An 18,773-nucleotide genomic window follows, 5' to 3' on the forward strand; every position below is an offset into this window, starting at 1 on the left:
GTTCCGGACGCGTCCTCCAAACCTCAGTTAAATTCCATTTTAATCGTCCCTCAGCTCCAGGTCTCTCTGAAGCGGCTCCAGATAGTGGACATAAATGTCGCGGAAGCTTCTGATTTTCCACGATTTATCCAGTTCCTCATATGTAAAGCTTTTCCTTCCGCCCTTCTGCATCCTGGACCAGAACGCGTCAAGTTCGCTGAAGGGAATATAATACATCTCATCTTTTGACGTAAAATAAAGGATGATAAAGGCCACGCCGCCCTGCGCCTCAAATTCTCTCATAAACTCCACCTGATGGGCATGGACGTTCTGGAGCGGAAATGTGGAAACCGCACATTCCTTGGCGTCAAAACAGACGGGTACGCCCTGAACGGCGCCAATGTAATCCACGGTGCTTTTCTGGTCAAAATAAGCCATCGTAATATGGCGGCTCTCTTTTTCAATACTCACCGGCGTGATTGGCGTCGGTATCTTTTGAATCAGAGCCAGCCCTTTTTCACGGTAGCCGTCGTTTGTATGATTGATTAGATCCTCCAGCGTGGAACCGCGGAGGCCTCTGGTATTCCAGGTTCCCATTCTTCACTCTGCTCCTGCTGTTTATTGTTGCTTCTGTTATCTAAGAGATGAAGCGCTCATATCCGGGCATCCCTGCTGCCATCCGCATAAATTCTTCCGGTGGCTTTGCCGTAAATTCCCGGCCTCCGAGACCCGCCAGCGGCTCCCTCAGCTCTTTTGGCATCACAAGCCGCCATGCATGCAGCATCTGGGATTGGACTGCGTACTTATCCCTCGCTTCACGGTTGACAGCCGGATCGCCATACTTGTAATCACCGGCTATCGGATGGCCGATAGAGGCCAGATGCGCCCTTATCTGGTGGGAACGTCCGGTAATCAGTTTTACTTCCAAAAGCGTATGGCGGCCGTCGCTGCAGAGCGGCCGGTACTGTGTGCGGATGGGAAGCGCGTCTTTATCCTCCCTGCAAAGTTCATTCGCTTTCAATACCGTTACCTGATTCGTCTTCTCATTTTTTTTCAGATACCCGTCAATTTCCTTTGGCCCGTCAACGCTTCCCTTTACGATACAGAGATAATATTTCCCTATCGTCCTCTCTTTGATCGCTTCCGACATCAGCTGAAGGCCAGGCAGTGATTTCCCGGCTATGACTATACCGCTTGTATTGCGGTCGAGGCGGTTGCAGACAGAGGGCTTAAACTGCCTCATATCCTCCTTTGTAAGCTTACCGCCGTCCAGTAGGTATTGAATCAGATACTCCACCAGGGATTCATCCGTCTCCTTTGCTTTCTGTGAAAGCATCCCGGAGGGTTTATTAATCAGAATGATATCGTCATCTTCGTAAACCACATCCAGCTTTCTTTTTTTTACCTTCTGGATTTTCACCTCAGAAAATTTTTCTATTGTCTCATCCGAGAGGAACAGTTTCACCTCATCCCCCTCCGAAAGCTTCTCCGAACCGTCGCATTTTTTTCCGTTGAGTGTGATATTTTTCTTCCTCAGCATCTTATAAATAAAACTTTTTCCCGCCAGATTTAAATACTTTGCCAGCAGCTTGTCCAGCCTCTGGCCGGCTTCGTTTTTCGTTATTTTTACAACCTGCATCGCTCCTGCTTCCTCACTGCCTTGTCATTTTCCTACATACACAGGCTTTTCATCGTGTTTACCGCATATTCCACACTGCCGTCATCCTCATATTCCGATACCGGTTTCAGGCTTTTAAGCCTTTTATCAAAGGTACTCAGTTCTCCGGTAATCTTCATGTTCGGATCCAGTCTCTGGGAAACCAGTATCTCATTTAAGGATTTTTCAGCCTCATGGATATTTACTTTCGGATTAATGCAGTATGCGTAGATACCGGTCGGATGGACGGCAACCGCATCCATCGGAAGTACATAATCCTTCGTCGTCAGCACCATGTCAAAAAGCATGGGGAATTTCTCTTCGTAAACAGAATATTTCTCATAAAACTCTTTTGACGGAGTTTTGTATTTGATGATGGCGACCAGAGGAGAAGCCAGATTTGCCGCCGGAAGTACCGTAACAATCGCCATAACGGTCAGGATGTTCTTTACCGCCTGGCTGTCCGTAAAGTAGCGCGCCGCCAGCTGTGCAATGATAAACACCGCCAGAACTGAAATTAAAAAAATGTGTTTTTTCTTAAAGCTGGTACGGTAGCCGTACTCACCTTTCCTTATCTTCTTCAATTTGTCTTCCTTTCCTCCCGTAACAGTTCAGACTTTTACGGAGTTTTATCGATAACTGCATTAACCGGGCTTTCCACCTGCTTCCCTGAAATGCGGGACATGATTTTCAGTATCACGCCGTGCGGCACTGTTTTACATAGCAGTCGGAATGATTTCATAAGAAATCCATACACAGATACAGGTTTTCCCATCAGGCTGTCCCGGATGGCAAGCTTGACCACTTTCACCGGATCCGCCATTGTAAGACGCTTATAAAGCGGAATACGCCCCGTAGTTTCAGCGATGTCAAAAAACTCGGTCTTAACCGGACCGGGGCAGACGGCCGTAACGCAGATTCCCCGGCCTTTCAATTCTTCCCCCAGCGCCAGGCTGTAGCTTAAAACAAAGGATTTTGTCGCCGCATAGATGGCAAAGCCCGGCTGCGGAAGGAAAGAGGCCGAAGATGCATACTGTATAATTCTGCTGTTTTTGCTCATATAGGGAAGCACCATATGGGTGACGGCACATAGCGCCTCACAGTTTAAGCGCACCATCCCCGTCTCCTCCTCCGTCGAAACGCTGCCGACCCGCCCCATCTTTCCATATCCCGAGGCATTCACCAGTATCTTCACATCAGGCTGTTCATTTTGAAGGGCCGTCTCAAGCTCTGCGAGCTGTTCTCTGTCCGTGAGATCAATCGCAAATTTTCTGACCGGCACGGGTAGAATCTCTTCGAGCTGTGAAAGCCTCTCCTCCCTTCTGGCCACCAGCCAGATTTCACCAAAACCGGCAAAGCGGTCCGCCAGCTGTACTGCCGTCTCCCGGCCCATGCCGGAAGATGCGCCTGTCACTATTGCAATTTTCATTCCATATCACCTTCCTGCTTTTTTATGCACATTCCTGATGGTTTTTTTCCTGGCCGGCTTATCGGCTGATTTTCCGGCATGCCCTTTGCCTGCTCTGCCGTCAGCTTTTCTCTCCGGTTTCCCATCGGCCCTTTTCTTATTGTAATTCTGGTAGCCGTACTGCCCGGTCTGTCTCGGCCGGATCAGGCATTTTTTATCAAAACCAATAAGATCGGTTCTGCCCGCCGCTTTCAGGGCCTCGGCAACCAGCTCATAATTTTTCGGATTTCTGTACTGTATTAATGCTCTCTGCATCGCCTTCTCGTGCGGATTTGTCGGTACATAAACCTTTTCCATGGTCCGCGGATCATAACCGGTATAGTACATACAGGTCGAAAGCGTGGACGGCGTGGGATAGAAATCCTGCACCTGCTCCGGCATATAACCGAGATCCCTCAGGTATTCGGCCAGCTCCACGGCTTCTGTCAGGGTAGAGCCGGGGTGGGAGGACATCAGATACGGAACGAGGTACTGTTTCTTCCCCAGCTTCTCATTCATCTTCTCATATTCCTTCATAAACCGGCGGTAAACGCTGTTTTCCGGTTTTCCCATCCTCTTCAGTACATTATCGGAAATATGCTCCGGAGCCACTTTAAGCTGGCCGCTGACATGGTACTCGCAAAGCTCCTTTAAAAAAGCATGGCCGGGATCTGCGAGCAGATAGTCGAAACGGATACCGGAACGTATAAAGACCTTCTTTACTTTGGGAATCTCCCGCAGCTTTTTAAGCAGGGAAATATAATCGCTGTGATCGGCATTTAAGTTTCTGCACGGTTTCGGGAAAAGACACTGCTTTTCCGGACACACCCCCGCCTTCATCTGCTTTTCACAGGAAGGGTGGCGGAAGTTAGCCGTGGGACCGCCCACATCGTGAATATATCCTTTGAAATCAGGCTCTTTCGTTAACAGCTCGGCCTCATTAACGATCGACTCATGGCTCCGCGTCTGGACAATCCTGCCCTGATGGAAGGTAAGGGCGCAAAAACTGCAGCCGCCGAAGCAGCCGCGGTTACTGATCAGGCTGAACTTTACCTCCGTTATGGCCGGAATGCCGCCTGCCGCCTCATAGGACGGGTGATAGTTCCGCATATAAGGAAGGGCGTAAACATCATCCATCTCTTCTTCACTCAGTGGCCTGGCCGCCGGATTCTGCACCACATAAAGATGCTCTCCGTACGGCTCAACCAGCCTTCTGCCCGAGAAGGCGTCCGTATTACAGTACTGGGTATAAAAGCTCTTTGCATATTCCTTCTTGTCCGCCGTCAGCTCCTTATAGGATGGCAGCATCACTTCATCGTAAACCGATGCCAGGGACTCCGCCCTGTAAACCGTGCCGTCAATAAACGTGATATCCCTGATATCGATGCCGCTGTTCAGCGCATCGGCTATCTCCACAATGGAGCGCTCCCCCATGCCGTAGGATAGCAGATCCGCCTGCGAATCCAGCAGAATGGAACGTTTCATTTTTCCCGACCAGTAATCGTAATGGGCCAGACGCCTGAGACTGGCCTCAATACCACCGATAATAATCGGTTTTTTCGAAATAGAGCGGATCAGGTTGCAGTAGACAACCGTGGCATAATCCGGCCTTTTCCCCATCTCTCCGCCCGGCGTGTACGAATCCTTTGCCCGTCTCTTTTTTGAAACCGAATAATGATTCACCATGGAATCCATGTTCCCGGCCGACACCAGGTACCCCAGCCTCGGCTCTCCCAGAATCCGGACACTGTCCGCGTTCTTCCAGTCCGGCTGGGCAATGATGCCCACCTTATAGCCATGGGATTCCAGGATCCGGCTGATAATGGCATGCCCAAAGGACGGATGATCCACGTAGGCGTCCCCCGTAACATATACAAAATCGCATTGCTCCCAGTTCCGTTTTTCCATATCTTCCCTGGAAATCGGTAAATAATCATGTATCATTCCATATTCTCCAATTATCTGACCGACGGTCTGTCATGCCGGTTCATCTTCTCTCTCATGAGCAGTTCGTCGTAATCTTTTATGTAATAGTCCGCCATTGACTGTTTCTCTTCTTTCAGATCGAGTGAAAATTCATCCTCAACCGCACAGACGGTCATTCCGGCCCGTTTTCCGGCCAGTATACCCGCCGGTATATCCTCGAACACGAGACACTGCTGCGGTGCCACCTGAAGCGTATCCGAAACCTTCAGATAAATATCGGGAGACGGCTTTCCCGATGCCACCTCACAGGCCGTTGTCACAACATCAAAATACGGTTCCACCCGGAGGGAGCCCAGCACGGCGTCCACCATATCACGGCCGTTGCTGGTGGCAATCCCAAGCTTGAAGCCACGGCCTTTCAGCTCGTTTAAAAAGGCTTTAGCCCCTGTTTTCAGCGGCACCTCATGACGGTATTTATCAATCGACATCCGGATCCAGATATCTTTTATTTCATTCAGCTCCATCGGGAGTGAAAAGCGTTCCTTAAAATAAGCGGCTGTCTCGGAAAAGCTCATCCCTTCGATTGCCCTCTGTAAGTCATCCGGGCAGCCATAGCCGTACCGCCCAAGAAATTCGATGTCGATAGCCTTCCACATCCACATGGAATCCACCAGCGTCCCGTCTAAATCAAATATTGCCGCTTTCTTTCCTTCTAACATATATTGCAGACTCCTTTATCCGTAAATTTCGTAACCGTTCAGACAGCATGAACGGGTTATATGAGTTCTCTTTGTGGGAATAAATTTTCATACACGCCCCAGCGCCTTAATCTCTTTCCCGGTCAGAAGACGGCTCTCACCCGGTTTCAGCTTCGGATCCAGTGTCAGGGGGCCCATGGAAAGACGTTTTAAAAAGACAACCTGACCTCCGGCTGCCTCAAACATCCTTTTAACCTGGTGGAATTTCCCCTCATGAATTGTGAGCCTTGCCTCACAGACCGGTTCGCCGGCTTCTTCATAAGAAGATTCTATCAGAAGTTCTGCCGGAAGTACAGTGGTTTGGTCTGCCAGCGTTATCCCGCCCGCAAACGCCTGCACAATATCCTCTCTCAGTGTTCCCTTAACCTTCGCAAAGTAAACCTTGTCCACATGCTTTTTCGGAGAAAGCAGTTCATGGGCCAGCTTCCCGTCGTTCGTAATGAGAAGAAGTCCCTCCGTATCAATATCCAGCCTGCCTACGGGAAACAGATCCTTTCGCTTTGCATCTCCAATCAGGGAGATCACAGTCGGATGCAGGTTGTCCTCCGTCGCCGAAACCACGCCCTGCGGCTTATTCAGCATGAAATATTCCATCCTGGCATAGGAAACCGGCTCTCCGTCCATGCAGACGCCGGAAACCTCCGGATCGAATTTGAAATCGGAGCTGCGGCAGACTGCACCGTCCACGGTGACCCGTCCTTTCCGAACCGCCTCCTTTACCTGGCTTCTGGTTCCCTTCTTCATCTCGGCCAGAAACTTGTCAAGCCTTATCATTCCCGCCATCACTGCCACCTCCATCCGGGATAATATTTGTTCTTCAAAATACCGTTCTGACGTCTTGCAAACCCCAGCGGATGACCGTCCGCGCAGACAAGACACCATCCCCTGCTCTGCGTTGTCTCCTCCTCGGAAAGCTGAACCGTCTCTCCTTTCAGATAGCGTATTACGCGTCCGTCCTCCGAACTCATGTCAAACGTGTCGGTAAATTCTTCTTTCTTCAAATACATGGCAAGAGCCTGCGACGGCTCAAACCTGCCCTTCTTAAGTTCCCCCAGCAGAAGGCCTGTCCTGAGATATCTCACTTTCTTAAGATAAGGCGCTCCGGCACCAGAGAGAGGCTCCGGCAGGTAATATATTGTCTCATTGACATGATACAGACGGCCGGGCTCCCATTCCCTGTGTGTCAGGGCCAGAAACTCACGGACCGGCTCCCATTCCTTTGTCCACTTAGCCGGGGCGGCCAAAGGCACCGGCGCTTTCCTGCTTCTGCCTCCGTCCTCTTCCGAACCGCAACTGCGTCCATCCTTTTTAAGGAGCGCTATAAAATGTCCCTCTCCCCTTATTTTATGGGGAAAGAGCCTGACGCACTCGGAAAGTCCGATTCCGGGCTGAAAGCCATCCTGTTTTTCCAGTGGCACCAGATGCAAATCATCATGCTCTTTAAGCAGACGCCGGATCGTACCCTCGTTCTCTTCCTCATCAAACGTACACGTTGAATAGAGCATCATACCGCCGGGCCGCAGCATTTTGACGGCTTCCGAAACGATTTCGTACTGGATACGGCTGTAATACTCCGGGCCTTTTTGGCTGTAGCTTTTCACCATATCGCCGTCGCGCCGGAACATCCCTTCTCCGGAACAGGGAGCATCGACCAGGATTTTATCGAAGAATCCTTCAAAATATCGGGCCAGTTTTTCAGGCGTCTCACTCGAGACACAGATATTGCCTGCCCCGGCAAGCTCCAGATTCTTTAACAGCGCTTTTGCCCTGGAATTGCTGATGTCATTGGAAAAAAGCAGTCCCTCACCCTGGAGCTTTGCCGCCAGTTCGGTGCTCTTTCCCCCCGGTGCGGCGCAGAGGTCCAGAACCTTGTCTCCCGGCTCCACCGGAAGAAGTGATGCGGGAGCCATGGCGCTTGGCTCCTGCAGATAATAAAGCCCTGCAAAATACCACGGATGTCTGGCCGGCTTTAAATCCCGGTCATAATAAAATCCATCACCGGCCCAGGGAATTTGTGTCAGTTTCCAGCCGCATTCCGCCGCAAATTGCTCCGGCGTGCATTTGAGCCGGTTTACCCGGAGGCCGTAATGGGGCGGTTCCGAAAAACAGGTCAGATAATCCTCAAACTCTTCTTTCAGCAGCTTTTTCATCTTTTCTAAATAATCGCTCGGCAGTTCTCTGTAGTCCAATGTGTAAACTCCTTTTATCCGTCATTGTCCGGCAGCCGTCGGCATCGTAACTCACCTCAAAATAACAATCTGCCAAAGCTGCTTCAGTGTAACAGTTCATGCCTGTCTGAACTGTTACGCTTAGTAATTATATTTTAATTTATATTTTTCAAGATATTTTAAAATCCAATAGGGATTAACACTCAGCTCCTCATAATGATCCGTACGGATATAGATGCCAAGATGCAGATGTACGGCAAAATTGCCAACTGTGTTCTCCTGTTTGCCATAGCCGGAATCCCCCATATAACCGAGAAGGCTGCCGGCCTTTACCTTATCTCCCTGTTTCAGATCCGGGGCATACGAATACAGGTGTGCATAATAGAGGTAGGCTCCGGACTCTGTCCTGATACCGATTCTCCATCCGCCCTGTTCCAGCCAGCCAATCTTTTCCACCGTACCGTCGCTGATGCTGATTACCGGATAGAAACCGCGCTCCCGCTCCGTGCCCATTATATCGCAGCCCTCATGCCCCCGTTCTCCGCCGTAGGTGCGCTTCTGCTTCCAGCTGTCTTCATATACGGGAAACGGAGTGCCGGCTCTCGTGCTCTCCGGCACAGGAAAATACTTCAAGTCTTTTAAAATCACTTCATACGCTCCGGACAGTTTCTTATAAGCCGCCGGTTTTTGGATCAGAGCCATGCTGTTATGATACGTCAGATCCCTGCAGTCTGTCAAATCAAATTCATGCTCCAGCATCAGAGATGTAATCTGGTCATAATCCACATAATCCTGGCCGGCGACAGCCGCCCCCAGCTTCATGCTGCGAAAGTCGTCGCTCTCCCATGTATAGGCGTTCAACTGGTAAAATCCGGGATTCTGCCCAAGCCAGTGAAACATGGTTGTGTTAAAAACGGATAGTAAAAGAAGGAATATAATGAACATAAGAGAATCGCTTCCGGACATATATTATATAAAACATTCTATTCGGACTCTTATGAAAAAATCCATCCTGCCGGTAATCCCGGTTTTAATCCTGATTCTGCTGCTGATGCGCCCCGCCCTTGCCTTTGACGGGGCTAAATCCGGGCTTCTTCTATGGTTTAACGTGGTTCTCCCCACACTTCTGCCGTTCATGCTCTGCTCAAGCCTTCTCGTGGCCTGGGGCGGAGTTCCCCTTATCACACGGCCGTTTGCACCGCTGTTCAGGCTCCTGGGCCTCTCTGATAAGGGAAGCTATGCTCTGATGTCCGGACTGTTATGCGGTTATCCCATGGGCGCAAAAACAACTGCCGATTTTGTCCGTGACGGCAGCATATCAAGCAACGAGGGAAAAAGACTTCTGGCCATAGCCGGCTGTCCCAGCCCCATGTTCGTCGCCGGTTACATACATTCTCACCTGGACGGTACGGTTCCTTTCCTTTTTATCGCAGCAGCCGTCTATCTCCCGGTCATAATCAACGGCTTTCTTGTACAGCTCTTTTACAGGGAAAGAAAAAAAGCTCTCCCCTCTCCTTTGCCGGTCACCTGCAATGCCGCTCCTGACGGCAGGCCATTTGATGAAATCATGATGGCTTCCCTGGAGATTATGGTCAAAATCGGCGGATATATCATGCTGTATTCCATTCTGGCAGGCTTTATCTGCGAATCCTCCGTACTCCCGGAATCAGTAAAGCCGCTTCTGACCGGATTTGTGGAAATGACGACGGGGATTGATGCTGTCTCCCGGACAATGTCCGGATTGCCCGCCGCCCTGGCAATCCTATTCTCCGCCGTCTTCGGCGGCCTGTCCGGCGTATCGCAGACAAATACGGTTATAAAAAATGCCGGACTCTCCATCCGGCATTATGTACTGTGGAAACTGCTTCACGCGGCCCTCTCCTGTACTATCCTTATTCTGCTGTCATCTCTGTAGCCGCGGCCTCTCCGTTGTCTTCCAGCTCCGTCACAACGCTGCCTGCCAGCTCGTTGCGGTTTGAGGATACGATATCATAGCTGGACTGCATGGAGTTCATAAAGCCGTCAAAACGTCCCTGCGCTCCTTCCATGGAGTGTTTGATAATGGTCTGGAGACTGCGCAGCATATCGTCCGTATACTGCACGGAACTCTGGCGGATATTGTTGGCTTCAATCACAGCGCTGTCCACAATGGCCTGTGCCTGTGCGTTAGCCTGCTCAATAATGCTGTTGGCCTCGGAGTATGCCCTCTGCATAATCTCATGCTCATTCACCAGCTCGTTCGTCTGCGCCGTTGCCTCGGCCACCATGGCATCGGCCTGGGAACGGGCTTCCTGAAGAATGGCATCCTGATTGCTTATAATCTTCTGATACTTCTTAATCTCTTCCGGTATCCTTAATCGAAGCTCTACAAGCAACTCCTCAATCTCTTCTTTATTAACAAGAATCTTTGCATTGGACAGCGGCTGATACTTACAACTGTCGATATAATCTTCAATCTCTGTAATGATCTGTTCAATTCTGCTCATAGTCTTTCTCCTTACTTATTCGCTCCTCTGCCCAGCCTGGGCCGCATACTTTTCTCTCACCTTTTCAGCAATCTCCGGCGACAGGAAAGAGGAAATATCCCCGCCGTACATGGCGACTTCCTTCGCCATGCTGGAACTTAAATATGCATATTTAAGGTTGGTTGTCAGGAACAGTGTGTCTATCTCGGGTGCAATGACCCTGTTCATCTGCGCAAGCTGCAGTTCATACTCAAAATCCGTGATAGCGCGCAGTCCCCTGACAATCACATTCGCATCATTGCTGCGAACAAAATCAATCAGAAGGCCGGCAAAAGACTGTACCTCCACATTGGGAAAATGGGAAGTTACGTCTTTTAACATATTAACACGTTCTTCGACAGAAAACAACGGAGATTTTGCACTATTATTTAAAACTCCGACGATCAGTTTATCAAAAATTTTTGAAGAACGCTCAATGATATCGTAATGGCCGAGCGTCACCGGGTCAAAGCTGCCCGGATAAATAGCTGTCTTCATCCTTACTTTTCTCCTTTGGTAATGAATAGGTGCTTGTTGGTCTTGTACTCTTTTTCGCGTACAAGCTCAAAGCCAAGCTCAGAAAGATAATCCATCCCGGTCTCCCTGGACGCCTCCGCGATAATAAGAGTATCTGCGTGGGTAAGGGCTGAATGGGCCAGATATTCAAGTACAGCCTTCTCGAGCAATTGGTTATAAGGCGGATCCATAAAAATTATATCAAACACAAGCTGTCTTTCCTCAAGGCGTTTCAGCGCCGTAATCACGTCGCAGTTCATTACCGTCGCCTTGTCTTCCAGATGGGTGATTTTCAGATTCTCCCGGATACACTGGGCAGCCCTGGGGTTATGTTCCACCATTACGGCCATTTCGGCTCCGCGGCTCAGCGCTTCGATACCGATGGCTCCGCTGCCGCTGAAGAGATCTAAAAAAGTGCAGCCATAAACATCATTCTGCATCATGTTAAAAAGGGTTTCTTTAATTCTGTCTGTGGTTGGTCTTGTATCCTTACCTTCTAATGTCTTTAAAAGCAGCCTCTTGGCGCTTCCTGCTATTACACGCATGGATTCTTTCCCCGAAAATTTTTTTCTTATATATTATAGTATGTATTTCATTTATATACAAGCAGTATTTCTGAATAAGCTCACTTTTATTGTAATTTATCCTCACAGTGGAGATTTGCATAGCACCGCTGCGCACTCCAATGAGTGCAAACGGTCCCCGCAGCAATTCATTCCGTCCGGATTCCCCCTTACGGCAACCTGCAATCCGGGGACGGAAGACTCAGAAATACCTCACCACACCGGCCCCGGTCCGTTTTGGCCGCGTCCTCCATTCTCAATATATAACGCAAAAATACAGGGCAATGGCAGCATTCTATCTGCCGCAGCCCTGTATCTTCGCCGAAAAATTCAAGATTTCTCGAAATTATAAGTCAGTTGACTTATTTACCTGCCATCTGTCTTTCCTGAGCTTCGATCATCTTTTTAACCATATATCCGCCTACAGAACCATTCTGTGCAGATGTTAAGTTACCATTGTATCCGTTTGTTAACGGCACACCAAGTTCGTTGGCAACCTCCATTTTGAATCTGTTCATAGCTTCCTTTGCTTCTGGTACGTTTGTGTTGTTGTTGTTTGTAGTAGACATAATAAACGCCTCCTTTTCATCTGTTTTTTAGTGCCCATGTTATTGTTTGTGTGTTTGTTTCATGGGCTGTTATTTATGCTACACTCCTATTATGGCTCTCAGATGAAATAATACTCTGATATCTTTTGGTACAAATGGAATTTCCTTCCTGACCTATCAGTCCGCATTCATTTATGCTTTACAACAGATGTTTATTTTTCTTTCAATGAAAGAAATGCACAAAGGTTACCGCGCCGTTCAGCCGTTCTTCTGTGGGAAAACAAAAGCTGGGGATTACAATATGTGCAGATATTGGTCACCGCCAGATTATCGCCTTTGATTCCCGCTTCTTTTAAAACAATCTCATTAGCCTTCCACAAGTCAAGCTGATATTTTCCGTTTTGTTTTTTTAATAATATCACATCATGATATTTTTCGTGAAAAGCATCGGCAAACTCATCTGCCACTTCTTCTCCTACTTCATAACAATCCCCACAGATACTCGGTCCGATACAGGCAATGATATCCTCCGGCCGCGTGCCGAATGCTTCCTTCATCGCATCAACCGTTACCTGCCCCATTCTTTTTACCGTACCGCGCCAGCCGGAATGAGACAGGCCGATTGCTTTATGTACCGGATCTAAAAAATATAGCGGAACACAGTCGGCAAAAAATGTAACCAGCGTTATACCGGGAATATCGGTAATCAGGCCGTCCACATCCCTGTAGTCTCTGTCTCTGACAATCCCCTTCCCCTCATCCTCTTCTGTCACCCGCCTGACATTAGTTGTGTGAGTCTGCCATGTCAGTACCATGCGTTCTCTGTCCACGCCCAGAGCCGCCGCCATTCTTCTGTAATTTTCCAGCACATCATCCCTGTCGTCACCTCTTGTGAAAGAGAAATTCATTGTGGCGAAATCACCCTTGCTCACACCGCCAAGACGGGTGGAAAAAGCATGGGAAACCAGCCCTGTATCTTCAAGGATGGGAAATGATAAATAAGTAACTCCTCTGTTCTCTTTTACGGTCAGTACCGTTTCTTCTGTCTTTTTAATAATTTTCTGCGTCATAGTTTCCTCCCGGCAGAATAACCGGCTACAGCCAGAATGCATCCTGAATCAGACGCACCTCATCCTCCAGAACCGCCACTACATCAAAACGGCAGGGAGTTTCCTCCCCATATCCGCGGGTCAGCAGGTAATATCTGGCCGCGCCTGCAATTCTGCTTTTTTTCTTTGCGTCGACGGCTTCCGCCGGATCTCCGCTCCCTTTGCTGCTCCTGAATTTAACCTCGACAAATACAAGATAGCCGCCGTCTTTTGCAATCAAATCGATCTCTCCTGTACGGCAGCGGTAATTTTTTTCCAGGATTACATATCCCCGGTCTGTCAGGAAAGCAGCCGCCTGTAATTCATGACGGCTGCCTGTCTCCCTGTTATTCTTTTTATTTTTACTGCGTCTCATTCTTCAAATCCATCTTTGTCAGAAAGCTTCTGCGGTGGATCGGACACATGCCGAATTCCCGTATTGCATCCATATGAGCTTTCGTTCCATATCCTTTATGTTTAGCAAAACCATATTCAGGATAGAGCTTATCATACTCTTCCATCATATGATCCCTTGTTACTTTGGCAAGAACGCTGGCTGCGGCAATGGACACACTCTTGGCATCTCCCTTGATAATCCTGACCTGCTTTTTATCGTCAATGCCCGGAATCATAACGGCATCATTTAAAAATATGTCCGGCTCGGCCGGCAGCTGCGAAACAGCCTGCCGCATTGCCTCGTAGGTAGCCTGAAGAATATTAATCTCATCAATCACTGCCGGGCTTACAATTCCGACGCCATAGGCCACCGCTTTTTCCCGGATTTCCAGAAACAGCTCCTCACGCCGCCTCTCCGAAAGCTTTTTTGAATCATTCAGCCAGAGAATTACAGCATCCTTTGGCAGAACGGCAGCCGCCGCGACGACGGGACCTGCAAGCGGTCCCCTTCCTGCCTCGTCAATTCCGCAGATAACGGAATACTCTTCGTATTTACGTTCATATTCTCTCATCTGCTCCAGGCGTTTAAGCTCCTGTTCTAGTTTCTCACTGCTGATTTTTCTCATCTTTTGTATGTCTCCCGTCTTATACGTATACTTAATTCTGTTTTCCCGCTCTTCCCTCTTATTTTTCTCCGGGGGCTTCCGGGAATTCCAACGTGATCCGGCCCAGCTTCCCGCTTCGGAAATCATCCAGCAGCAGATTGGCCGCTTTTTTCGTATCCAGCTCGTTTCCCTTAAGCAGGCAGGAACGGGCCTGCGCTACCTCCCTGAGCGCCTCATAGGGGTCCTCTGTCTCTATACCGTAACGCTCATTTAAGTTTCGTCCGTAATGCTTTATCAGGAATTTCAGCAGTTCTGCCGCCAGTTCCTCTTTGTCGATAATTTCATCATTGATGGAACCGATAAAAGCGAGCTTAAGCCCCACTTCCTGATCCTCAAAACGGGGCCAGAGGATTCCCGGCGTGTCTAACAGCTCAAGAGTCTTGTTAAGGCGAATCCACTGATTTCCTTTTGTCACACCCGGTTTATTACCTGTTTTTGTACATGCTTTGCCGGCAAAGGAATTAATGAAGGTGGATTTTCCCACATTGGGAATTCCGACGACCATGGTGCGCACAGGCCGGTTTAATATTCCCCTCTTCCTGTCACGCTCTATCTTTTCCCGGCAGGCTTCCTGTACCAGCGGCTGAATCTGCTTCAGTCCCATGCCGGATCTTGCATTAACTTTAATTACATGGAAGCCTTTCTCCTGAAACCAGGCCGTCCACTTCTCATTATATCTCTCATCTGCCAAATCCGATTTATTTAAAAGGATAATCCTGCCCTTATTTTTTGCCAGCTCGTCAATATCAGGATTCCGGCTGCCTAAAGGCACTCTGGCATCCACCAGTTCAATTACCAGATCAATCAGCTTAATATCTTCTTTCATGGCTCTTTTGGCCTTTGTCATATGGCCTGGATACCATTGTATATTCATTTCAATCTCCTTTCACGTGACCGGGCGTATCAGCCCGAAATGGCGTAAGGGACGGATTCTGAGCCAGACCTTACCTTTAATCTGGCCTTTTTTCACATTTCCCACACTGGCAAAACGGCTGTCCTCGCTGTTCTCTCTGTTATCTCCCAGGAGAAAGTACTCATCCTGTGAAAGAAGCACCGGATTCTCCGCAAGGCCTGCCAGGGCGGCCTGTCCCAGTCCGTTTTCCGCATCTATTCTTTTATCGTCAATATACAGGAAACCATCCTTAATCTGCACCGTTTCGCCTGGCAGTCCTACGACTCTCCTGATATTAAACTTATTTTCTTCCTTTTCAAACACAACAATATCGAACCGTTTTATTTTACCAAATCTGACGGAAAGACGGTTCATCAAAACAACCTCATCCTGTGAAAGAACAGGATCCATCGATTGGCCCGTCATTGTAATCTGTGTCCCCAGCGAGAAGACAATGAACCAGGCAACGGATATCACGACAACTATATCGACAATCCAGTTTACAATCAGCCTCAAACGGCTGGTTTCTTCGTCTATATACATTCGCATCCTTTCACTCTGCCTGCCAAAAAACTTTGTCTGCTAAAAAAGGGACAATATACATTGTCCCTTTTCTTTCAAGAATTATTTAACTAACTCTTTAACTTTGGCAGCTTTACCAACTCTGTCTCTTAAATAGTTCAGTTTTGCTCTTCTTACTTTACCTCTTCTGATAACTTCAATGTTCTCAACAACAGGAGAATGTAACGGCCATGTCTTCTCTACGCCTACACCGTTGGAATTCTTTCTTACAGTGAAGGTTTCTCTTAAACCGCCGTTCTGTCTTTTAATAACAGTTCCCTCGAAAACCTGAATTCTTTCACGGTTTCCCTCTTTGATTTTTGCAGATACTCTTACAGTATCTCCTACATTGAAGCTCGGAACAGTCTCTTTTAACTGAGCAGCTTCGATATTCTTGATAATTTCGTTCATCCTGGTGAACCTCCTTCAAAATCTTTGATGTTCTTAATACGCTTCGTAACAGAGGACCATCTCTTTATTTCACAGTTTATTATGATACCATATATTTCAAAAGAATGCAAGCATTTTAATTAAGCAGGTCGAAACGCTGTTACACGGAACGAACTGCCATTGTTCCTTCTTGCTATTTAATCAAAAATTTCATTTACTACAAATTTTATTTCATCATTTTCTTTTGTAAAACTAACTTCGCATGTATATAGGGTCCCCTCTACCGTCAGTAATTTGAATGAAACAACTCCATTTCCTATATACGTAAACTCTGGCTCAGGTGCAAGTTCAGCAGAAATACCCAGCTTTTGAAAATCCCCCTCATTGTCGATAAATGCCACTTCAGCAGCTCCCGTATCTCTGTCTTTCAACAAAACGGCGCCAATTCGCTCATATGCATTATCGGAAACAACTTCGTAATCCACAATTTCTAAGTGTTTATCCTGATTAAACCGGTCAGAAAATTTACTCTTTATTTCTTCTTCCGTCCATACTTTATTTTCATTACTTTCAGAAAATTCAACTTCCATATCCTGTCCGTTAATTTCGGTGGTACTGATAGTATCTGCCATGTTTTTCGTACAACCGGAAAGTGAAAATGTCAGAACAAGTATACACAGCGTTTCACATAATCTATATTTTGTTTGTTTCTGCATCATTTTCATTCCCCCTGTAAATTTCAATTTTCCGCTCTCTGCTTTTTCCAGCCGCGTAGTGGCCGTAAAATATTTCCTCACCTTCAATTCATTAAACTCTTCAGATACTCCGCCTCTTCCTTGGACAGCGCCGCATCCTCAAGAAGCTCCGGCCGGCGCTCCAGTGTCCGTTCGATGGACTTCCTACGCCGCCATGTTTCTATATTTTTGTGATGCCCCGACAGAAGCACCTCCGGAACCTTCTTTCCCATGAATTCTTCCGGTCTCGTATACTGGGGGTATTCCAGGAGGTTATCGTGGAAGGACTCAAATTCCGCCGATACGTCGTTATTCAGCACGCCCGGCACCAGCCTTGAGATACAGTCTATCATTACCATGGCCGGCAGTTCGCCTCCGGTGAGCACATAGTCGCCGATGGAGAGATAATCCGTCACGACAAGTTCCAGTACACGTTCATCAATTCCCTCGTAATGGCCGCAGAGAAACACAAGCTCTTCCTCCGAAGCCAGTTCTTCTGCGATTTTCTGGTTAAAGACCCTGCCCTGAGGAGTCAGGTAGATGACTCTCGGCTTCTTTCCAATCTTTCGTTCAAGATCCTCGCAGGCCGCATAAACAGGCCCCGGCTGCATCACCATGCCGGCTCCGCCGCCGTAAGGATAATCGTCGACATGCCGGTGCTTGTCGGTGGAATAATCCCGGATATTGACGGCCTCCACCGATATCAGGCCCTTCTCCATGGCACGCCCGGTAATGCTTGTGTTCAGGCCGCCCGTTACCATCTCGGGAAATAAAGTAAGAATGTGAAAATTCATAAATAATATACTCCTTACAGGTCCAGAAGGCCGTCCAGGATATGGACCGTAACCTTCCCCTCCTCCAGATTTACATCCAGAATGCACTCCTTAATTGATGGGAACAGATATTCCTTTCCATCGTTTCCGTCTATCACATAGACATCGTTCGCTCCGGTCTGGAGGATATCCTTTACCGTTCCAAAGTCTTTCCCCTCATCCGTCACCACCTTAAGGCCGATCAAATCTATGATGAAATTCTCATCCGGAGCGAGACTGACCGCATGCTCCCTTGAAATAAGAAGATCTTTTCCTTTATACATTTCAATATCATTAATATTATCATAGCCCTTAAATTTGACTATCACCATATTTTTGTGGAACTTAACCTGCTCAAGCTCCATCAGGATTCTTCCCTTTCCCGTATCGAGAAAGACTTCCTTTAAATCCTTATATCGGTTCACATCATCTGTTGTGGGAAATACCTTGACTTCCCCCTTGATTCCATGGGTGGAGGAGATAACACCCACCCTGAGAAACTGTTCCATCCTATTTCCTGTCCTTTCACTGCCTCTGGAAGCCGCTGCACGCGGCATCTTTTGCCGGCCGGCGATAACCTGGACGCTCCGCGCACCGGTCGCCGCCGTCAATTAAGAAAAGCCGTCTTCCCCTGCAGGCCGGCGGCTTTTACGTTACTGAATCTCTACAATAACTTTTTTATCATCTTTGGAAGCTGCTGCTTTGACAACGGAACGGATTGCCTTAGCAATGCGTCCCTGCTTGCCGATTACCTTTCCCATGTCGGAAGCGGCAACCTTAAGCTCAACTACAATCTCGTCATCCTTTACCGATTCCGTAACTGCAACTTCGTCTGGGTTTTCAACCAGTGCTTTTGCGATAACTTCTACTAATTCTTTCATACCAATTCACCTCACAGGACATTACTGGATTCCGGCGATTTTTAAAAGTTTACCAACAGTTTCGGTTGGCTGAGCACCTGTAGATAACCACTTCTTAGCTGCTTCCTCATCGATCTTGATTGTGCTTGGCTCTGTGTTAGGATCATAGTAACCAATTTCCTCGATGAATCTTCCATCTCTTGGAGATCTGGAATCTGCAACAACAATTCTATAGAAAGGAGCCTTCTTCTGACCCATTCTTTTCAGTCTCATCTTTACCATTTTTCTTTCACCTCCTTAGGTTAATGC

25 protein-coding genes are annotated in these 18,773 nt (G+C 48.0%); 1 reads left to right on the forward strand and 24 read right to left on the reverse strand.

All coding sequences use genetic code 11. From position 1 onward, the window contains the following. Positions 1-39: 39 nt before the first annotated feature. The 9 genes from CLOSYM_RS11480 to CLOSYM_RS11520 form a co-directional block, all read right to left on the reverse strand. Positions 40-576 (reverse strand): Holliday junction resolvase RecU, encoded by a 537-nt coding sequence (locus CLOSYM_RS11480; protein ID WP_004462427.1) that lies wholly within the window; start codon positions 574-576, stop codon positions 40-42. A 40-nt stretch (positions 577-616) separates the two neighbouring features. Further along, positions 617-1,618 carry an RluA family pseudouridine synthase gene (locus CLOSYM_RS11485; RefSeq protein ID WP_021642242.1) on the reverse strand — a complete coding sequence of 334 codons (1,002 nt, stop codon included), beginning with the start codon at positions 1,616-1,618 and terminating at the stop codon, positions 617-619. A 32-nt stretch (positions 1,619-1,650) separates the two neighbouring features. Continuing rightward, positions 1,651-2,220 (reverse strand): hypothetical protein, encoded by a 570-nt coding sequence (locus tag CLOSYM_RS11490; protein WP_003507038.1) that lies wholly within the window; start codon positions 2,218-2,220, stop codon positions 1,651-1,653. A 35-nt stretch (positions 2,221-2,255) separates the two neighbouring features. Further along, the gene (locus CLOSYM_RS11495) at positions 2,256-3,065 is read right to left on the reverse strand and encodes an SDR family NAD(P)-dependent oxidoreductase (protein WP_003507036.1); all 810 of its coding nucleotides are present in this window, start codon (positions 3,063-3,065) and stop codon (positions 2,256-2,258) included. A gap of 6 nt (positions 3,066-3,071) precedes the next feature. Next, on the reverse strand, positions 3,072-5,027 hold the full coding sequence (locus CLOSYM_RS11500) for a YgiQ family radical SAM protein (protein WP_009298184.1): 1,956 nt from the start codon (positions 5,025-5,027) through the stop codon (positions 3,072-3,074). 14 nt (positions 5,028-5,041) lie between these two features. Beyond that, positions 5,042-5,728, reverse strand: a complete 687-nt coding sequence (locus CLOSYM_RS11505) for an HAD family hydrolase (RefSeq protein ID WP_003507033.1) — start codon at positions 5,726-5,728, stop codon at positions 5,042-5,044. Positions 5,729-5,815: 87 nt separating this feature from the next. Then, positions 5,816-6,550, reverse strand: coding sequence for a pseudouridine synthase (locus CLOSYM_RS11510; RefSeq protein ID WP_003507031.1), 735 nt, complete (start codon positions 6,548-6,550; stop codon positions 5,816-5,818). Further along, positions 6,550-7,956: an RsmB/NOP family class I SAM-dependent RNA methyltransferase gene (locus tag CLOSYM_RS11515; protein WP_004462418.1), complete on the reverse strand. Its 1,407-nt coding sequence runs from the start codon at positions 7,954-7,956 to the stop codon at positions 6,550-6,552. Before CLOSYM_RS11515 ends, CLOSYM_RS11510 begins: the two co-directional genes overlap by 1 nt. 120 nt (positions 7,957-8,076) lie before the next feature. Beyond that, positions 8,077-8,880 (reverse strand): M23 family metallopeptidase, encoded by an 804-nt coding sequence (locus tag CLOSYM_RS11520; RefSeq protein ID WP_003507026.1) that lies wholly within the window; start codon positions 8,878-8,880, stop codon positions 8,077-8,079. Positions 8,881-8,932: 52 nt separating this feature from the next. Here CLOSYM_RS11520 and CLOSYM_RS11525 point away from each other — a divergent pair, with 52 nt between their 5' ends. Continuing rightward, positions 8,933-9,850, forward strand: coding sequence for a nucleoside recognition domain-containing protein (locus CLOSYM_RS11525; protein WP_044902381.1), 918 nt, complete (start codon positions 8,933-8,935; stop codon positions 9,848-9,850). On the opposite strand, the gene CLOSYM_RS11530 is transcribed toward CLOSYM_RS11525, so the two are convergent. The 15 genes from CLOSYM_RS11530 to rpsP form a co-directional block, all read right to left on the reverse strand. Beyond that, complete coding sequence (locus CLOSYM_RS11530; protein WP_003507021.1) at positions 9,828-10,421, reverse strand: hypothetical protein; 594 nt, start codon at positions 10,419-10,421, stop codon at positions 9,828-9,830. The two genes, CLOSYM_RS11525 and CLOSYM_RS11530, sit on opposite strands and share 23 nt — an antisense overlap. Before the next feature lie 15 nt (positions 10,422-10,436). Next, positions 10,437-10,937: a pantetheine-phosphate adenylyltransferase gene (gene coaD / locus CLOSYM_RS11535; protein ID WP_003507018.1), complete on the reverse strand. Its 501-nt coding sequence runs from the start codon at positions 10,935-10,937 to the stop codon at positions 10,437-10,439. A 2-nt stretch (positions 10,938-10,939) separates the two neighbouring features. After that, a complete protein-coding gene (gene rsmD / locus CLOSYM_RS11540) occupies positions 10,940-11,500 on the reverse strand; it encodes a 16S rRNA (guanine(966)-N(2))-methyltransferase RsmD (protein WP_021642247.1) in 561 nt (186 codons plus the stop codon). 380 nt (positions 11,501-11,880) lie between these two features. Continuing rightward, positions 11,881-12,087, reverse strand: coding sequence for an alpha/beta-type small acid-soluble spore protein (locus CLOSYM_RS11545; protein WP_003507014.1), 207 nt, complete (start codon positions 12,085-12,087; stop codon positions 11,881-11,883). 191 nt (positions 12,088-12,278) lie between these two features. Further along, positions 12,279-13,136, reverse strand: a complete 858-nt coding sequence (gene pgeF / locus CLOSYM_RS11550; protein ID WP_021642249.1) for a peptidoglycan editing factor PgeF — start codon at positions 13,134-13,136, stop codon at positions 12,279-12,281. A gap of 25 nt (positions 13,137-13,161) precedes the next feature. Then, on the reverse strand, positions 13,162-13,530 hold the full coding sequence (locus tag CLOSYM_RS11555) for a YraN family protein (protein WP_003507010.1): 369 nt from the start codon (positions 13,528-13,530) through the stop codon (positions 13,162-13,164). Next, positions 13,517-14,176 (reverse strand): ribonuclease HII, encoded by a 660-nt coding sequence (locus CLOSYM_RS11560; RefSeq protein ID WP_009298180.1) that lies wholly within the window; start codon positions 14,174-14,176, stop codon positions 13,517-13,519. The genes CLOSYM_RS11555 and CLOSYM_RS11560 overlap by 14 nt, the downstream gene beginning before the upstream one ends. A 58-nt stretch (positions 14,177-14,234) precedes the next feature. Further along, entirely contained in the window at positions 14,235-15,089 is an 855-nt protein-coding gene (gene ylqF / locus CLOSYM_RS11565) for a ribosome biogenesis GTPase YlqF (RefSeq protein WP_004462410.1), read from the reverse strand. A 12-nt stretch (positions 15,090-15,101) separates the two neighbouring features. Next, complete coding sequence (gene lepB / locus CLOSYM_RS11570) at positions 15,102-15,656, reverse strand: signal peptidase I (protein ID WP_181900360.1); 555 nt, start codon at positions 15,654-15,656, stop codon at positions 15,102-15,104. 75 nt (positions 15,657-15,731) lie between these two features. Beyond that, a complete protein-coding gene (rplS, locus tag CLOSYM_RS11575; RefSeq protein WP_003506999.1) occupies positions 15,732-16,079 on the reverse strand; it encodes a 50S ribosomal protein L19 in 348 nt (115 codons plus the stop codon). 176 nt (positions 16,080-16,255) lie between these two features. Then, entirely contained in the window at positions 16,256-16,777 is a 522-nt protein-coding gene (locus CLOSYM_RS11580) for a hypothetical protein (RefSeq protein ID WP_242828673.1), read from the reverse strand. Between the two features lie 80 nt (positions 16,778-16,857). Then, on the reverse strand, positions 16,858-17,586 hold the full coding sequence (trmD, locus tag CLOSYM_RS11585) for a tRNA (guanosine(37)-N1)-methyltransferase TrmD (protein ID WP_009298178.1): 729 nt from the start codon (positions 17,584-17,586) through the stop codon (positions 16,858-16,860). 14 nt (positions 17,587-17,600) lie between these two features. Then, complete coding sequence (gene rimM / locus CLOSYM_RS11590; RefSeq protein WP_003506988.1) at positions 17,601-18,113, reverse strand: ribosome maturation factor RimM; 513 nt, start codon at positions 18,111-18,113, stop codon at positions 17,601-17,603. A 144-nt stretch (positions 18,114-18,257) separates the two neighbouring features. Further along, positions 18,258-18,485, reverse strand: coding sequence for a KH domain-containing protein (locus CLOSYM_RS11595; protein WP_003506987.1), 228 nt, complete (start codon positions 18,483-18,485; stop codon positions 18,258-18,260). A gap of 21 nt (positions 18,486-18,506) precedes the next feature. Further along, positions 18,507-18,746: a 30S ribosomal protein S16 gene (rpsP, locus tag CLOSYM_RS11600; protein ID WP_003506984.1), complete on the reverse strand. Its 240-nt coding sequence runs from the start codon at positions 18,744-18,746 to the stop codon at positions 18,507-18,509. Positions 18,747-18,773 lie beyond the last annotated feature (27 nt).

The organism is [Clostridium] symbiosum ATCC 14940, from assembly GCF_000466485.1.
GTDB lineage: Bacteria > Bacillota > Clostridia > Lachnospirales > Lachnospiraceae > Otoolea > Otoolea symbiosa.

Bases quoted from the DNA above. Each gene is read 5' to 3' on its own strand.
- rsmD (WP_021642247.1), bottom strand. From the start codon at position 11,500: ATGCGTGTAATAGCAGGAAGCGCCAAGAGGCTGCTTTTAAAGACATTA.
- CLOSYM_RS11480 (WP_004462427.1), bottom strand. From the start codon at position 576: ATGGGAACCTGGAATACCAGAGGCCTCCGCGGTTCCACGCTGGAGGAT.
- lepB (WP_181900360.1), bottom strand. From the start codon at position 15,656: ATGCGAATGTATATAGACGAAGAAACCAGCCGTTTGAGGCTGATTGTA.
- CLOSYM_RS11500 (WP_009298184.1), bottom strand. From the start codon at position 5,027: ATGATACATGATTATTTACCGATTTCCAGGGAAGATATGGAAAAACGG.
- CLOSYM_RS11525 (WP_044902381.1), top strand. From the start codon at position 8,933: ATGAAAAAATCCATCCTGCCGGTAATCCCGGTTTTAATCCTGATTCTG.
- CLOSYM_RS11495 (WP_003507036.1), bottom strand. From the start codon at position 3,065: ATGAAAATTGCAATAGTGACAGGCGCATCTTCCGGCATGGGCCGGGAG.
- rpsP (WP_003506984.1), bottom strand. From the start codon at position 18,746: ATGGTAAAGATGAGACTGAAAAGAATGGGTCAGAAGAAGGCTCCTTTC.
- trmD (WP_009298178.1), bottom strand. From the start codon at position 17,586: ATGAATTTTCACATTCTTACTTTATTTCCCGAGATGGTAACGGGCGGC.
- CLOSYM_RS11595 (WP_003506987.1), bottom strand. From the start codon at position 18,485: ATGAAAGAATTAGTAGAAGTTATCGCAAAAGCACTGGTTGAAAACCCA.
- CLOSYM_RS11545 (WP_003507014.1), bottom strand. From the start codon at position 12,087: ATGTCTACTACAAACAACAACAACACAAACGTACCAGAAGCAAAGGAA.
- CLOSYM_RS11510 (WP_003507031.1), bottom strand. From the start codon at position 6,550: ATGGCGGGAATGATAAGGCTTGACAAGTTTCTGGCCGAGATGAAGAAG.
- coaD (WP_003507018.1), bottom strand. From the start codon at position 10,937: ATGAAGACAGCTATTTATCCGGGCAGCTTTGACCCGGTGACGCTCGGC.
- CLOSYM_RS11520 (WP_003507026.1), bottom strand. From the start codon at position 8,880: ATGTTCATTATATTCCTTCTTTTACTATCCGTTTTTAACACAACCATG.
- CLOSYM_RS11555 (WP_003507010.1), bottom strand. From the start codon at position 13,530: ATGAGACGCAGTAAAAATAAAAAGAATAACAGGGAGACAGGCAGCCGT.
- ylqF (WP_004462410.1), bottom strand. From the start codon at position 15,089: ATGAATATACAATGGTATCCAGGCCATATGACAAAGGCCAAAAGAGCC.
- pgeF (WP_021642249.1), bottom strand. From the start codon at position 13,136: ATGACGCAGAAAATTATTAAAAAGACAGAAGAAACGGTACTGACCGTA.
- CLOSYM_RS11505 (WP_003507033.1), bottom strand. From the start codon at position 5,728: ATGTTAGAAGGAAAGAAAGCGGCAATATTTGATTTAGACGGGACGCTG.
- CLOSYM_RS11485 (WP_021642242.1), bottom strand. From the start codon at position 1,618: ATGCAGGTTGTAAAAATAACGAAAAACGAAGCCGGCCAGAGGCTGGAC.
- CLOSYM_RS11580 (WP_242828673.1), bottom strand. From the start codon at position 16,777: ATGATGCAGAAACAAACAAAATATAGATTATGTGAAACGCTGTGTATA.
- CLOSYM_RS11530 (WP_003507021.1), bottom strand. From the start codon at position 10,421: ATGAGCAGAATTGAACAGATCATTACAGAGATTGAAGATTATATCGAC.
- CLOSYM_RS11560 (WP_009298180.1), bottom strand. From the start codon at position 14,176: ATGAGAAAAATCAGCAGTGAGAAACTAGAACAGGAGCTTAAACGCCTG.
- rimM (WP_003506988.1), bottom strand. From the start codon at position 18,113: ATGGAACAGTTTCTCAGGGTGGGTGTTATCTCCTCCACCCATGGAATC.
- rplS (WP_003506999.1), bottom strand. From the start codon at position 16,079: ATGAACGAAATTATCAAGAATATCGAAGCTGCTCAGTTAAAAGAGACT.